13 protein-coding genes are annotated in these 14139 nt (G+C 69.8%); 6 read left to right on the forward strand and 7 right to left on the reverse strand.

Annotated features, from left to right (window positions below):
- Positions 1-40 precede the first annotated feature (40 nt).
- From KD1_RS11905 to KD1_RS11920, 4 genes are all read right to left on the reverse strand, one after another.
- Complete coding sequence (locus KD1_RS11905) at positions 41-1630, reverse strand: ABC transporter permease (RefSeq protein WP_068402184.1); 1590 nt, start codon at positions 1628-1630, stop codon at positions 41-43.
- The gene (locus KD1_RS11910) at positions 1627-2520 is read right to left on the reverse strand and encodes an ABC transporter ATP-binding protein (protein WP_245627388.1); all 894 of its coding nucleotides are present in this window, start codon (positions 2518-2520) and stop codon (positions 1627-1629) included. Before KD1_RS11910 ends, KD1_RS11905 begins: the two co-directional genes overlap by 4 nt.
- Before the next feature lie 100 nt (positions 2521-2620).
- Positions 2621-3736 carry an HNH endonuclease family protein gene (locus KD1_RS11915; protein ID WP_068402186.1) on the reverse strand — a complete coding sequence of 372 codons (1116 nt, stop codon included), beginning with the start codon at positions 3734-3736 and terminating at the stop codon, positions 2621-2623.
- Positions 3733-5586 carry a hypothetical protein gene (locus KD1_RS11920; protein WP_068402188.1) on the reverse strand — a complete coding sequence of 618 codons (1854 nt, stop codon included), beginning with the start codon at positions 5584-5586 and terminating at the stop codon, positions 3733-3735. The genes KD1_RS11915 and KD1_RS11920 overlap by 4 nt, the downstream gene beginning before the upstream one ends.
- A 110-nt stretch (positions 5587-5696) precedes the next feature.
- On the opposite strand from KD1_RS11920, the gene KD1_RS11925 reads away from it, so the two are divergent.
- The 5 genes from KD1_RS11925 to thpR all read left to right on the forward strand — a co-directional run bounded on the left by KD1_RS11925 (position 5697) and on the right by thpR (position 8669).
- Positions 5697-6404, forward strand: a complete 708-nt coding sequence (locus tag KD1_RS11925) for a TetR/AcrR family transcriptional regulator (RefSeq protein ID WP_068402190.1) — start codon at positions 5697-5699, stop codon at positions 6402-6404.
- Positions 6401-7354 (forward strand): zinc-binding dehydrogenase, encoded by a 954-nt coding sequence (locus KD1_RS11930; RefSeq protein ID WP_068402192.1) that lies wholly within the window; start codon positions 6401-6403, stop codon positions 7352-7354. Before KD1_RS11925 ends, KD1_RS11930 begins: the two co-directional genes overlap by 4 nt.
- Positions 7355-7433: 79 nt before the next feature.
- Complete coding sequence (locus KD1_RS11935) at positions 7434-7679, forward strand: FitA-like ribbon-helix-helix domain-containing protein (protein ID WP_068402193.1); 246 nt, start codon at positions 7434-7436, stop codon at positions 7677-7679.
- The gene (locus KD1_RS11940) at positions 7676-8095 is read left to right on the forward strand and encodes a type II toxin-antitoxin system VapC family toxin (RefSeq protein ID WP_068402195.1); all 420 of its coding nucleotides are present in this window, start codon (positions 7676-7678) and stop codon (positions 8093-8095) included. Before KD1_RS11935 ends, KD1_RS11940 begins: the two co-directional genes overlap by 4 nt.
- Before the next feature lie 4 nt (positions 8096-8099).
- The gene (thpR, locus tag KD1_RS11945) at positions 8100-8669 is read left to right on the forward strand and encodes an RNA 2',3'-cyclic phosphodiesterase (protein ID WP_068402197.1); all 570 of its coding nucleotides are present in this window, start codon (positions 8100-8102) and stop codon (positions 8667-8669) included.
- A 19-nt stretch (positions 8670-8688) separates the two neighbouring features.
- Here thpR and KD1_RS11950 read toward each other — a convergent pair whose 3' ends face one another.
- Positions 8689-10314: a helix-turn-helix transcriptional regulator gene (locus KD1_RS11950; RefSeq protein ID WP_068402199.1), complete on the reverse strand. Its 1626-nt coding sequence runs from the start codon at positions 10312-10314 to the stop codon at positions 8689-8691.
- A 30-nt stretch (positions 10315-10344) separates the two neighbouring features.
- Positions 10345-11472 carry a flavin-containing monooxygenase gene (locus tag KD1_RS11955; RefSeq protein WP_068402202.1) on the reverse strand — a complete coding sequence of 376 codons (1128 nt, stop codon included), beginning with the start codon at positions 11470-11472 and terminating at the stop codon, positions 10345-10347.
- 209 nt (positions 11473-11681) lie between these two features.
- Between KD1_RS11955 and KD1_RS11960 the strand changes: the two genes are divergently transcribed.
- Complete coding sequence (locus tag KD1_RS11960) at positions 11682-13091, forward strand: phytoene desaturase family protein (protein ID WP_068402204.1); 1410 nt, start codon at positions 11682-11684, stop codon at positions 13089-13091.
- Between the two features lie 91 nt (positions 13092-13182).
- On the opposite strand, the gene KD1_RS17525 is transcribed toward KD1_RS11960, so the two are convergent.
- Positions 13183-13986, reverse strand: a complete 804-nt coding sequence (locus KD1_RS17525) for a tail fiber protein (protein WP_083542422.1) — start codon at positions 13984-13986, stop codon at positions 13183-13185.
- Between the last annotated feature and the right edge of the window lie 153 nt (positions 13987-14139).

Consider the following 14139-nt stretch of genomic DNA (forward strand, 5'->3'; position numbering starts at 1 on the left):
GCGAGGGGGTTGCGCGCATCACTCGGCGTGGGGGTGAGGGTCAGGCAACGGGGATGTCGCGGCGGCGGAAGCCCAGCACGGCCACGAGGATGAACACGATCGCCAGCGCGGTCTCGATAAGCACCGGCGTCCAGTCCATCGCCTCGACCGGCAACTTCGGCAGGTGGGCGAACGGCGAGATGTCGCGTACCCACCCAGGCAGGCCGATGAGGTCGCCCATCTCGCCGACGAGGATGACGAAGGCGAGCGTGGCCCAGCCGAGCCAGTCCCACTTCGGCAGCCACCCGACGACGAGCAGCGCCACGGCGGTCATCACCCAGGCGGCCGGCAGCATGACGAGCCCCGCCGTCGCCTCGTGCCAGAACCCCATGCTCGACGCCGACCTGGCGTGCAGCCCGGCCGCGGCCGCGCCGAGCACTGCCATCAGTACGACGCTCCCGACAAGCGCGATGATCAGGTACGTCGCCGGCAACGTCACCCGACGCACCGGCGTGCTCAGCACGTACTCCAACTGCCCGGTCGTCTCATCGGCGCGCAGGTGCATCACGCACGACACCCCGAACGCCGCCGCGCCCATGCCCGCCAGCGCCATGACCATCGTCAGGTAGATCTGGTCCATCGTGCCGACGCCGCCCATCCGGCGCAGCAGGTCCTCCGCACCCCCGCTCATGAGGCCGCCCACCGAGCCGATGATCGACCCCATGAGCACTCCGAGGACGAGATAGGTCACGAACCACCCGATGACCGAACCGCGGGTCAGGCGCCACGCCAACGCGAACGGAGTCTTGATCGCGCCCTCGGCGGGGCCCGGCCGGTCCGACATGAGCCCGGCTCCGAGATCGCGGCGCTGCTGCAGGGCCACGGCCACCCATAGGCCGGCGACGGCGAACACGACCGGCACGAGCAGCACCCAGAAACGATCCCCGTCGAAGGGCCGCACGAGCTGACCCCAGCCCAGCGACGACAACCACGACAGCGCCGCCCACGGGTGACCCCACGAGACGTCGCCGACCATCCGCAGCACGAACGCCGCACCGAGCGCCCCGTACGCCCAGGCGCTGCACGTGCGCGTGTTCGCCGACACCTGCATGGCCACCGCGGTGATGACCGTGAACGAGACGCCGACACCGACCATCGCCAGACCCAGGGCGAACGACCCCGTGCTCGGCCACCCACCGGCGATCGCGAGCGGCGCGCTGACCAGTCCGGACGCCAATGACACCAGCACGCCCAGCGAGACGGCTGCGGCCAGTGGAGCCAACCGACCGACCGGGGTGGAGCCGAGCAACTCGAACCGGCCCGACTCCTCCTCCGCCCGTGTGTGCCGGCGCACGACGGCGATGACGAGGAACGCGAGGATGAGGAAGTCGATCATCGCGAGCTTGTTCGCGGCCACGCCACCGACCGAGGACGTGTCGACGATGTGGCCGTACATCGCTACGACACCGGTCGAGGCGTTGGCCTCCTCGTTGGCGAGGATCAGGGCCTCCGGAGTCGTGTAGAGGTCCTTGACTGCGACGGCGGAGTAGTACGTCATGACCCAGATGATGAGCAGCACGATCGGGAGGAACACCCGGTCGCGCCGCAGCGCCAGGCGCATCAGCGCCCCCGTGCCCCGCAGCGTGTTCACGATGTCGCCTGTGACGGCGTCTCGTACGTGTCGAGGAAGAGCTGCTCGAGGCTGGGCGGTTCGCTGACCAGCGAGACGAGCCCGGCGCGGCTGAGCAGGGCGATCGCGGCGTCGAGGTGGGCAGCGTCGACGGCGAAGCTGACGTGCCCGTCCTCGGTCTTGAGGTCCGAGATGCCGGTGAGTGTGCGCAGCTCCGGCACGGGTTGGCGCACCTGCGCGCGCACGGCCGTGGTGTGCAGGGCGCGCATCTCGTCGAGGGTGCTCGTCTGGACGATTCGACCGGACTTGATGATGCTGATGCGGTCGCTGAGCGCCTCGACCTCGCTGAGGATGTGGCTCGACAGCAGGATCGTCGTGCCGTCGCCGCGCTCGTGGATGTACTCCTCGAACGTCGACTCCATGAGCGGATCCAGCCCGGAGGTCGGCTCGTCGAGGAGGAGGAGTTCGGCGCGCGAGGCGAGTGCCGCGATGAGCGCGACCTTCTGGCGGTTGCCCTTGGAGTAGCTGCGGCATCGCTTCGTCGGGTCGAGGGAGAACCGCTTCAGCAGGTCGGACTTGCGGGCCTTGTCGACGTCGCCGCGCAGGTGCCCCATGAGGTCGATGACCTCCCCTCCGGTCAGGTTGGGCCAGAGGTTGACGTCGCCGGGGACGTAGGCGATGCGCGCTCGCACGTCCGTGTTGGCCCACGGGTCAACGCCGAGGACCGTCGCGGTGCCGGCGTCGGGTCGCAGCAGGCCGAGCAACACCCGGATCGTCGTGGTCTTGCCCGCCCCGTTGGGGCCGAGGAATCCGTGGACCTCACCCGGTTCGACGCTGAGATTCACGTCGTCGAGTGCGCGAGTGCTGCCGAATGTCTTGACGAGGCCGCGTGCCTCAATGACCGGTGTCACGTTGTCCACGCTACGCCCGGGTCGCATCGCCGAGTGATGGATCCGCGTGGCTTCCAGGGCGATATAGGCCACGCGGATCCATCAGTCGGTGTGGGGGGTGTCAGCGCATGGAGGCGCGGTAGCCGGCGGCGACGGCGGCTTCCTCGGTGGCGAAGCATTCCTCCGCCTTGGTGCGGGAGTAGAAGGCGCCGCCGGGCAGGTGGTAGATCATCGAGTTCGCGTTGCCCTTGATCGGCGCCGAGGTCGGGCATTCACCACCGGAGAGCGGTGCGGCGGGCACGAGCGGTTGGGCCTGGGTGGGTTTGGGTGGGGGCGTTGTGGTCGGTGGCCGCGGCGTGGTGGCGGCGCTCGCCTCGGGCCAGCCGCCGAGCTTGGCGACCGCCCCGGTGGGCGGTTCCTCGTCGGGGCAATCGCGGAGGATGCGGGCGATGGCGTCGTGTTCGGCCCGCGTGACGGAGATGTCGTATCGGGACTTCACCGCCACCTGGCGGGCGACGTAGGCGCACCGGTAGGCCTTGTTCGCGGGAAGCCACGTGGCCGCGTCGCCGGCACCCTTGGCGGAGTTGACCGCCGCACTGACGGCCTGGAGGTTGAGGGTGTCGTTGGCGAACCGGTTGCGTGTGTCGTCGCTCCAGCGGAAGGCGCCCTTGACCCACGCGTCGGCGAGGGCGACGACGTGGTCGATCTCGACGGGGCTGTTGGGGTTTCCGGTGCGGGCGAAGGTGATGGACTGCCCGGTGTAGGGATCGCGCAGGGTGCCGCGCAGGACGACACAGCCGCGGGTGCCGGCCTTGAGGGTGATCTTCGTCAGGTCGCGGCGCAGCGTGTCGTTGCGTTGGTCGCAGCCGTTGCGGTCGGTGTCGGCCCAGTTCTGGCCGAACAGGTCGCGGTTGTATTCGGTCAGTGGCGCGCGGCCCTTGACGGTGAGCGTGCTGAGCAGGGCGAGCGCGGTGCCGGGGCGCGTCTGGATCGTGCTGGGCGCTACGGTGCGCGTCGCCGGGGTCGGGGACGTGGTGGTGCGTGGGGTAGTCGTCGCGGCCGGCGGCGTCGAGTCCTTCGGTGTGCTGGACGCTGACGGTGCGCTGGTGGACGTCGACTCGGTGGGAGTCGTGGTGGCGATGGATGCGCCTGGTGAGCCATCTCCGAACTGCGCGTTGCCGATCCACCCGAGCAGCCCGAGCACCAGGAGGACCAGCAGGCAACCGGGCCGTTTCATGGCTGGACGTCGTCGTGGAGGACGACCCGCGACAACTCGATCTGCCCATTGGACAGCTGCCAGTAGTGGAGGCGACGCGCACTGGGCGTGTTGACCTGAAGGCTCACCCGGAAGGCCTGGGCACCGTCCTCGCGCACGAGGTACGGGTCGCCGCCGCCGTTTCCGGCGCGCAACCGGTGCAATTCACGCCCCGGGATGTCGGCGGCCAGGCCCGTGAGGACCTCGAACGCGACATCAGCCACCTTGTCCGGCTTGATGCCCTCAAGGTCGTCGAGGGAACCGAGGAACCGCGGGCCAACGGCGTACTCGGGCAACGGGCGAATGGCCTGCTCATCAGGGGGCAACCGCGAGGCCCACGCGGTCAGCACCGCGTGGCGGAAACCCAGTTCACGGTCGGCGAAGCGGGGTTCCGGGCAGGGCGACGCGGCCGCCTTGCTGGTGCCCGCCTTGCGGAGCCGAACGCGGGCGTGCTTGAGGTCGTGCTCGGCCTTGTTCGCCCGGCGCTCGGCGCCGTCGCGGAGGTAGTGCAGCTGTGCGTTCTCGTCGGCAGCCGCCTGGAATTGGCTCTTCAACTGCTCGTGGGCCGAGGTCAGACGGTTGACCTCCGCTTGGAGCGCGTCGATCTTCAGGAGCAGCTCCTGGGTGGACTGGCTGAGGGCCTCGACGCGTGGCGCCACGGCGATCGGGGTGGATGCCGCGCGTCCGGCAGCGGCCGGTGTGGGCCGGTAGGGATCGAGGAGGGCCGGAGTCGGTCGGGGTGCCGCCACCGGAGGCGCCGACGGAGGAGCGTGTGGTGCCGGGACGGCTGGGGCCGCCACGTCCGCTGCGGTCGTGGACACCGAGGTGGGCATCGGGAGTGCTGGTGCGGACGACGATCCGGAAATCGTCAGGTCGGGGTCGTCGACATCCTCGATCAGCCACGGCGGCCCCTCCGGCAGCAACGCCGGCGCCGGCGTGATCGGCTCGTCGTCGTCGATGTCGAGCAGGGTCAGGGCCCACTTCGGCCCGGTGGCCGCGATTCTTGCCGTGACGACCTCTCCGACCGTCATCAGGGTGCGCAGGTCGTCGTTCGGGTTGGTGGTGACATCGGCGCGCAGCACGGCGACGGTCACGGCCGGAGTGTTCGTCTTCGGGTAGAGGACGAGTTCAGCCTTGCCGTTGCGGACCATCGCCACCCTGGCCAGCACCACCTGACCCACGGCGTACTCGGCGAGTGCCTCGCTGGCCGGCCGCAGGCTCGCACGGACGTCGATGCGGTTGGTCTCCGGGTCGCGCCAGCCGGTGATCCGTTGACCGGGGCGCAGCAGACGCGTGATCGGCACGTCATCGAGCGTCAGTTCTTCGGCGATCGTGGCCGGCAGGGGGCACCCGATGTCGACGAGGCCGCGACCGGCGACGGTCTGGACCACTCGACCCCTGATCCGGCGCCCACCGGAGGGCGAACTGGTCGTGAGGAGGCCGGCCGCCGCGGCCATGCGCAGCATGTCGGAGATGAGGTCCTGGGTCGCGCGCTCGCCATCCGCGGCGTTGAAGGCGAAGCGCAGCGGTGACTTCGTCAGGTCCCTCGTCCACTCATGGCCGACCGGATAGACCCGCCCTGCGCCGCCGTAGACCTGCGTGCCCTCGCTCATTCGATGGGAGAACTCCCAGGTGAACGCCCCCGTCGGCATGAGATACACATCGGCCAAGCGGCCGGCCTGACGCGCGAGGTCGTCGACGTCGATCCATGGCTCGGTCTGCCCGGCCGGGATCGTCACCACGGCAACGGGCCGGCGTCGTGAGTGGCCGTTGAGCAGGTCGGCCAGAGCGATGGCCGACCGTTCGTCGTCGATGCGCTGAATTTCCCCCATGCCATTGACAGTAGGGGGCGGCACCGACAACGGAAGGACGCCTGGGGTGCGGTGGCGGCCTTGTCACACCCTCATGGACACCAGTCCATGAGGTTTCGTATGATGGACGCATGGCCACCCCCAGTGCCATCGACCCCGCCGCCTCAGCAGTGCGCGCCCAGCGCGCCGCCACCGCGGACGAGCGCGCCCGCCAGACCCGTCGCGCCATCTTCGATGCGTTGGATCGGCTCGATGTCTCTGCCGGCACGCCCACGGCTGCGGCGCTCATCCGCGAATCCGGCGTGGCCAAGGCGACCTTCTACACCCACTTCGACGGCCTCGGAGATGCGCTCGCCGAGTTCGTGTGCCTGGAGTTGCGGGCCATCGGTGTGCAGGAGCGGGCCGAACGATTGCGGCCGGGCGCCGATCCACACCTGAGCGTGCGACGTGGCATCGAGCGGATCATCGATCACGCCGCCGCACACCGCTCCGTCTATGGCCTGGTATTGGCCGGCTCGGTGCACCCGGAACATCGCGCGCGGATCCTGAGCACCCTCAGCGAGGAGAACCTCACGACCGGTCATCTGGCGGATTCCGACCTCACGGTCGGCGAACTTCAGGCGGCATCGACCTTCCTCGCGGCCGGCGCGATCGAGCTCATTGGGCTGTGGGTCCAGGGTCGACTTGCGCTCGGGCGGGATCAACTCGCCGACACCATCCAACGGCTGCTGCCGGGCTGGCTCAGAGGCGACGATCCGCCCAACGCCCCACACGTCCCTCCGATCTCTCATGCGGCCGACCCGAAGGTGGCCGCACCTACCGAAAGGAAGACCCCATGAAGGCCTGGGTATTCAGCGGCGCAGGAAAGCCCCTCGAGTTGCAGGAGGTCTCCGACCCGGTGGCGCAGCCAGGTGAGGTCGTCATCGACATCAAGGCCAGCGGTCTGTGTCACTCCGACGTCTCCGCGCTCGACGACCCGAACTGGGCGGTGAACTTCCCGGCCGACCCGGTCGTGTTGGGGCACGAACCCGCCGGTGTGGTGTCGGCTGTCGGCGAGGGCGTGACGAACCTCAAGATCGGTGATCGTGTCGGTGTTCCCTCCGGGCCGCCGAACAACACCGGGTACTTCCGTGATGGGGCCTATGCGGAGAAGACCACGGCGATCGCCGATGCTGTCGTCAAGATTCCCGACGGACTGGACTTCGTCACCGCGGCCTCGGGCACGGATGCCGGCAACGTCGCCCACCACGCGGTGGTGACGCGCGCGAAGGTGAAGCCGGGCGAGAAGGTCGGCATCATCGGCGTCGGTGGGTTGGGTCAGATCGGCGCGCGGATCGCGGTATTGAGCGGATGTGAGGTCTACGCCGCCGAACCGAAGGAGGACGTGTGGCCGATGGCGCTCGACCTGGGCGTGACCCGCTGCGTCAAGGACATCACCGAACTCGCGGACGTGGGTCTGACCACGATCATCGACTTCGCCGGCTTCGGGTCGACGACCAACGGAGCCATCGAGGTGGTCGCCGACGGTGGCAAGGTCGTCCAGGTGGGCATGGGCACAATCGTGTTCGAGTTCCACTCCAACCCGCTGATCATCAAGCAGGTCGACCTCATCGGCTCGATGGGCGGCGGCGTGGAGGACCTCGCGGGCGTCTACGACTTCATGGCCGATGGCCGACTCGCGCCGAAGGTGACGACGTGGGACTTCGCGCGGATCCCCGAGGGCCTGGATGAACTGCGTCGCGGCACCGTTCAGGGCCGGGTCGTCGTGGACATGACGAACGGCAGCTGACCGAGCGCGTCGTTGTCCACAGGGGTTCTGCTCCTTATGACATCACTGCTAGCATTGATGTCATAAGGAGGTGGGGTTGATGGCGACCATCACGATCAGGCAGTTGGACGACGACACCAAGCACCTGCTGCGCATGCGAGCCGCGGCACACGGGCGGTCGATGGAGGCCGAGGCGCGAACGATCCTGGAGGAGGTGGTGCGGCAGCCTGCGCGCGCGGACCTCACGTGGGCACAGGAACTCATCGTTCTGGCCCGAGATGCGGGTGGCGTCGAGTTGGCTGTGCCCGCGCGCGATGACGTGGCTCCGGCCGCGACCTTCGAATGATCCTTCTGGACACCAACGTCGTGTCCGAGATGATGAAGGGGCCACGCGCCGACCCGCGCGTCATCTCGTGGGTGTGGAATCTGCCCGAGGAGCCGGCCACGACGGTCCTCACGCGAGCAGAAATCTTGGCGGGCCTGGGGCAGTTGCCGCAAGGGCGGCGTCGGCAGGATCTGACGACCGCGGCCATCCAGGTGTTCGGTCGCGTCGGGGCGTGTCTCCCTTTCACGCCGGAATGTGCCGATGCCTACGCGGTGATCCTCACGAAGGGACGGCAATCGGGGCGGCCAATTTCGACGATGGACGCTCTGATCGCGGCGATTGCCCTGGTGTCGGGTTCGACCTTGGCGACCCGCAACATCGCTGATTTCGATGGCTCGGGGCTCGATCTGGTGGATCCCTGGGCGTTAGGAGGATGACCGCATGGGACAGCGCATGTTCGTGGCCATCAGGCCTCCGGAGCAGGTCGTCGACGAGCTGACGGACTTTCTCGAGCCGCGCCCGGGTATGCCGTGGACCTCGCCCGAACAGTGGCACCTGACCCTGGCCTTCCTCGCCAACGTGCCGGAGCATCGTACGGACGAGTTGGTCGATGAACTCGCCATGCACGTCGTCTCGCATCAGGCGTTCGAGATGCGCCTGGCCGGCGGGGGCGTCTTCCCGCACGCGATCGGCGCCTCTGTCCTGTGGCTCGGCGTCTCGAACGGGCCGGCCGGTGATGGGGTGACCGAACGACTCTCCGCTCTGGCCACCACCACGCGTAACGTGGCCAACTCGGTGGGCGCGACGCCCGACGGAAAGGGGTTCGTGCCACACCTGACGATCGCCCGACTGCGGCGTCCGATCGAGGCGACGAAGTGGCTTCGGATCCTCGACACGTTCACGAGCAGCCCGTGGACGGTCGACCAGATCGAGGTCATCGCCTCGCACCTCGGTGAGCGCAAGGGCCGCCGACCGCGCTACGAGACGCTCGCGACGCTCCGCCTCGGATGATCCGCGCTCAGGGCGTCCCTCAGACGAGGTGATGCTCGAACGCGAACGCCGTCGCCGCGGTACGGGACCCGACGTTGAGCTTGACGAAGATGTTCGACAGGTGCCGCGCGACGGTCTTCTCGCTGAGCACGAGGTCGGACGCGATCTGTGCATTGCTGCGGCCACTGGCGACGAGGCGCAACACCTCCGCCTCACGCTCGGTCAGCCCAGCCGGGAGCGCGGTGGGCTCGAGCAATGCCTCCACCTCGGCCGCCGCGGGTCGTGCGCCAAGCTCACGGAGCGTCGTCAGGGCGGCTTCGAACTCGCGGCGCGACGATGTCGTGTCGCCCAGCGCAGCAAGGGCTCGGCCCATGAGCACCCCCGTGAGCGCGCGGTGGTAAGGGTCACCGACGCGCGACCACAACTGGGTGGCCTTGCGCAGGTACGGCGTCGCGCCGGCGGCATCCCCGGCGGCGACTTCGAGTGCCCCGCTGAGCTGTGCTGCGCGCGCCTCCAACATGAGGCATCCAAATACCGCTGCCAGAGAGGAGAATTCATCGACGCATGTTCGAGCGGCCTCGGCACCTCCGGTGGCCAACAGCACCTCGATCGCCGCGGGCAACAAGCGACAGCGCTGCACGGGCCCGCCGGGCTGGGCCAACAGGCGGGCTACCGCGGCCTGCGCCGCGGCCTCCTGTCCGCGCGCCAACCACAGCAGCGCCAGCCCGGGCTGCGGGTCGTAGCCCACCTCGGCGGCGCGCTGGTACTGCTCATCGGCGGCGTCGAACTCACCCTGGAGTCGATGGACGTCCCCGGCCTCCACCGCCGCCAATCCCATGGCACCGGGGGCGTTCACCCGCTCGTAGCGCTGCGCGGCCAACGCGAACTCCGCCAGTGCCCCCGCCCAGTCGCCGTGCACGCGCAACACCTGACCGCGGTGCACCGATCGCTGCCCCGTGAACGCCATCAACCCCGGCTGGCCCGAGCACCACCGATCCAACGCCGCGGTCCACTCACCCACCCGCCCGAGGTCGCTGATCTCCTGACACCCCTCGATCGCGGTGCAGAACACGTGCCCGGCGGTGATCGGCTGCAACTCCCCGGACACCACCCGCACCATCGCCTGATCGAGCAACGCCAAACCCTCGCTGACCCGGCCGGAGTACAGCGCCACCCGCCCCTGCGCGACCAACCCGGTCGCGGTCAGGTCGGGATCGTGATGCCGGCGGCCCATGTCGGTGACGACCGCGGCATGGGAGGCGGCCTGATCGACGGCCCCGGTGCCCAGGGCGCTGAACATCCGCAACAGGGCGACCCAACCGCGCTCCGCGCAATCGTCGCCAACCTCGTCGAGCAACCCCTCGGCCCGAGCCCGCCACCCGGCCGATAGCGCGCGCTGACCGTGCGCGCGGCTGGCCATCGCCAGCCGAAAAGCGCAGCGGATCGCCGCGCCAGGCCGCCCGGCGTCCTCATGACGCCTGAACAGGTGGTGCAGCACGGCGATGTTCTCGTCGTGGCGGCCGAGCAGTTCGTCGACGGTGGCCAGGTCATCGAGATCCTCGGAGGTGAGTGTGCTCAACTCCGTCGCCGCCCAGATGTCGTGGGCGACGACCCAGTCGCCACGCGCGAAGGCGGTGCGCGCCTCATGCAGATCGACCTCGACCATCGCAGCCTCCACCTGCGATCGTACGACCGGTCAGGCGGCGACGAGTAGCCCCGCGGAGCGTTCGAGAATCCGATCGGCCACCAACGCCGCGTCACGCCCGACGCCGGGCAGGAGCATGGAGGCGAACGAGAACTGGAAACTCAGCCCGCAGAAGAACAGGCCGGGCACCTCGTCGGCGACCCCGCGCATCTCCCGTGGCCAGCCGCGCTCGTCGAAGGCGGGCAGGTCGACCCAGTCGAACACCTGGCGGAAGCCCGTGGCCCACACGACCGTGCCGACCTCGCGCGGTGCACCGTCGACGACCGGCAGCCCCCCGACGACCTCCTCGACGCGCGCGGTCACGCGTTCGACACCGCGCTCCGCCAAGTCGGCGCGCTTGACCCGCAACGCCGGCCCGCCGTGGAAGCGGATGTCGGCCATCTCCTTGCGGCCGATCGGGGTGTTGCGGTTGAGGACGTGTCGCCACGCGAAGAGGATGACCGGGAACATCACGTGCATGATCGGAGCGTCGAGGCGCGGCGGAATCTGCCCGCAGTCCCGCCCGGCGAGGATGGTCGGGTGCGTCTGGGCGACCTCGTAGGCGATGTCCGCCCCGGAGTGGCTGGCGCCGACGACGAGCACGGGGCCTTCACGCAACTGGCCGGGCCGCCGGTACTCGCTGGAGTGCAGCTGGAGGATCGACGGGTCGAGGTCGGCGGCGCAGGCGGGGATGTTGGGCGTGCGCCCGAACGTGCCGGTGGCGACGACGACGTTGTTGGAGCGGAACGTGCCGCGGTCGGTGGTGATGACGAAGCGGTCGTCGGTGTGGTCGCCCTCGCGCGAGAGACGCTGGACGCGGGTGCTGAGTCGGACCGGCAGGTCGAACTCGTGGGCGTACAGCTCGAGGTAGTCGCCGACGTCGTCCTTGCCGGGGAAACTCCATCTCGCTGCGGGGAAGGGCAGGCCGGGGAGGCCGTCGTACTGCGCCGGGGTGTAGAGGCGCAGTGAGTCCCACTGGCGGCGCCAGTTGTCGCCGACGCGGGACTCGGCGTCGAGGACCACGGTCTCATGACCGCGCTCCGCCAAGAAGTGGCTGGTGGCGAGGCCGGCTTGGCCGGCGCCGATGATGACGGTCTCGACGTCGCTGGTGGGCCGGTCGGTGTGTGGTGTGGTGGTCATACCCACGACGCTAGGAACGCGAGGGACCTGGCCGCGTCGGGCGAACGGCGCATCCGGAGCGCGGTGGTGATGGGTGGAAATGCCCACGCCCCGCGCCCCCGTCGCCCCCAGCTGGTTCGAGGTATTCGGCGTCGGGAATCCGCCGCGTAATACCTCGAACCGCGAGGGGGGCGGGGAGGGGAGCTGCGGAGGGGGTGTTCGATGGAGGCATGACACGCTCAATCGTCGTGGGCAGCGGCCCGAACGGGCTGACCGGGGCCATCACGTTGGCCGCCGCCGGGCTCGACGTGACCGTGCTCGAAGCCGCCGAGACGCCCGGCGGGGGGTTGCGCTCGCACGAGGCCACGGTGCCGGGCCTGATCCACGACATGTGCTCGGCGTTCCACCCGCTGTCGACCAGGTCGTCGTTCGCGCGGCGGTTCGATCTGACGCAGCACGGGCTGCAGTGGGCGTGGCCGTCGGTGCAGTATGCGCATCCGCTCGACGACGGCACGGGCGGAGCGGCGTTGCGCTCGGTCGACGAGACCGCGGCCGGTTTGGGGGTCGACGGCGCCGCGTATCGGCGGCTGTTCGGCCCGTTGGCGGGGCGGTTCGACGAGCTGGCCGCGGACATCCTGCGGCCGGTCCTGCATGTGCCGCGGCATCCGGTCACTCTCGCGCGTTATGGGCTCGCGTCGACGCTGCCCGCCACGACGCTGGCTCGGTGGTGGCAGACTCCGCAGGCGCGGGGATTATGGGCCGGAGTGGCCGCGCACGCGTTCCATCCGCTGACGTCGCCGATGTCGTCGGCGGCCGGGTTGGTGCTCGGCACGGCGACGCATCGGTACGGGTGGCCGGTTGCGGTCGGCGGGTCGGGTGCGATCGCGCGGGCGATGATCGCGCTGCTGACGTCGCTGGGTGGGCGGATCGAGACGGGCGTGCGGGTCGAGTCGTACGCCCCGCTGGCCGACGCCGACGTGGTGCTGCTCGACACCTCGCCACGCGCCGCCACGGCGATCCTCGGTGATCGGTTGCCGGCCCGCGTGGCGCGCGCGTACCGGCGCTACCGCCACGGACCGGGTGCCTTCCAGGTCTCGCTTGCGGTCGAGGGCGGGATCCCGTGGACCTACGAGCCGGCACGACGCTCCGGCACCGTGCATGTCGGCGGCACGCTCGAAGAGATCACCGAGGCGGAGCGCAGTTCGTGGAGCGGGCAGATGCCGGCGCGGCCGTTCGTGCTCGTGGGGCAGCAGGCGGTGGCCGACCCTAGTCGGGCGCGCGGTGACGTGCAGCCGATCGACGCGTACGCGCATGTGCCGCACGGCTTCACCGGCGATGCGACGACGGCGATTCTCGATCAGATCGAGCGGTTCGCGCCGGGCACCCGCGAGCGGATCGTCGCGGTCTCGACGAGGTCGACGGCCCAGCTCGAGCGGGAGAACGCGAATCTCATCGGCGGGGACATCTCGAATGGCGCGAACACCGCGCTCCAGTTGGTGTTCCGGCCGCGGGTGGCGCTCGATCCGTACTCCACCGGGGTGCCCGGGGTGTACCTGTGCTCGTCCGCGACGCCGCCCGGTGGGGGCGCGCACGGCCTGTGCGGGTACGGCGCGGCGCAGGCGGCGCTGGCGCGGTTGTAGGTTGCCCGCCCCCACCCGATTCGAGGTATTACGCGGCGGGAATCCGCCGCGTGATACCTCGAACCGCGGGGGTGGGGGAGCCTGGAGCGCGTCAGCGACGAGCGGGGTAGACGCCCTGCGCGCAGATGGAGTAGGTCAGCCCGTTCGGTGCCGCGTCCGTCAGGTTGGGCAAGGCGAAGGTGGTCTGTCCGTCCCCACCGTGGGTGGTACCCAGCAGCGAGAACAGTGCGGTGTTTTGGGCGATGGACAGCAGTTGCCCCTTGGCGGGAATGCCGTTGGCGACCGCTCCAGCGGTGAGCAGTACCTCTCCCAGCGTGCACTCGGTGCCGGTGCCCTCGACGCCCCATTGGGTGTTGGTGCCAAACAGCGTCGAGGGATCGCCGGCAGGACCCTGGGGGCCGGTCGCCCCGGTCGCGCCGGTCGCGCCGGTGGCGCCCTTCTCGCCTTGGGGTCCGGTCGCGCCGGTGGCGCCCTTCTCGCCTTGGGGTCCGGTGGCGCCCTTTTCGCCTTGGGGTCCGGTCGCGCCGGTGGCGCCCTTTTCGCCTTGGGCTCCGGTGGCCCCGGTGGCGCCCTTTTCGCCTTGGGCTCCGGTGGCCCCGGTGTCGCCCTTCTCGCCCTGCGGACCTATGGCCCCGGTGTCGCCCTTCGGGCCCTGCGCGTTCCACTGCGTAACGGTGGCATCGGCGTTGCACGTCGGAGCCGTGCCGATGGTGATGCTGCCGGCCTGCACCTTTGCGTTCTTGGTGCACGCGTAGTAGGTGACGTCGGCTGGGCCAGCGGTGGCAGCGACAACGCTGGCGACGCCGGCCGCGGACAGGATGACAGCCGCGGTCCCGGCGCCGATGGTGCGGGCCCGGTGGCGGGCGAGGGAACGGAGAGTCGAAGTCACAGCCATGGGAAAGCACCCTTCTGCGGAGAGGCCTCGGCCAGCCTCGAACGGCGCAAACGATAGTGGCCTGCGTCATATGCTGTCCCGGATTTCGCTGGACCTGGTTCTGGCGACGATCAGGCCCCGGTGGTCGAGGTAATGGGGACCGCTGCAACGGTC

The sequence above is a fragment of the Kribbia dieselivorans NBRC 106261 genome (assembly GCF_001552435.1).
Classification (GTDB): domain Bacteria; phylum Actinomycetota; class Actinomycetes; order Actinomycetales; family Dermatophilaceae; genus Kribbia; species Kribbia dieselivorans.

What these genes read in the sequence shown, in the direction of transcription:
- KD1_RS11935 (WP_068402193.1), top strand. Translation starts at nt 7,434, where the DNA reads ATGGCGACCATCACGATCAGGCAGTTGGACGACGACACCAAGCACCTG.
- thpR (WP_068402197.1), top strand. Translation starts at nt 8,100, where the DNA reads ATGGGACAGCGCATGTTCGTGGCCATCAGGCCTCCGGAGCAGGTCGTC.
- KD1_RS11960 (WP_068402204.1), top strand. Translation starts at nt 11,682, where the DNA reads ATGACACGCTCAATCGTCGTGGGCAGCGGCCCGAACGGGCTGACCGGG.
- KD1_RS11930 (WP_068402192.1), top strand. Translation starts at nt 6,401, where the DNA reads ATGAAGGCCTGGGTATTCAGCGGCGCAGGAAAGCCCCTCGAGTTGCAG.
- KD1_RS17525 (WP_083542422.1), bottom strand. Translation starts at nt 13,986, where the DNA reads ATGGCTGTGACTTCGACTCTCCGTTCCCTCGCCCGCCACCGGGCCCGC.
- KD1_RS11955 (WP_068402202.1), bottom strand. Translation starts at nt 11,472, where the DNA reads ATGACCACCACACCACACACCGACCGGCCCACCAGCGACGTCGAGACC.
- KD1_RS11940 (WP_068402195.1), top strand. Translation starts at nt 7,676, where the DNA reads ATGATCCTTCTGGACACCAACGTCGTGTCCGAGATGATGAAGGGGCCA.
- KD1_RS11925 (WP_068402190.1), top strand. Translation starts at nt 5,697, where the DNA reads ATGGCCACCCCCAGTGCCATCGACCCCGCCGCCTCAGCAGTGCGCGCC.
- KD1_RS11915 (WP_068402186.1), bottom strand. Translation starts at nt 3,736, where the DNA reads ATGAAACGGCCCGGTTGCCTGCTGGTCCTCCTGGTGCTCGGGCTGCTC.
- KD1_RS11950 (WP_068402199.1), bottom strand. Translation starts at nt 10,314, where the DNA reads ATGGTCGAGGTCGATCTGCATGAGGCGCGCACCGCCTTCGCGCGTGGC.
- KD1_RS11920 (WP_068402188.1), bottom strand. Translation starts at nt 5,586, where the DNA reads ATGGGGGAAATTCAGCGCATCGACGACGAACGGTCGGCCATCGCTCTG.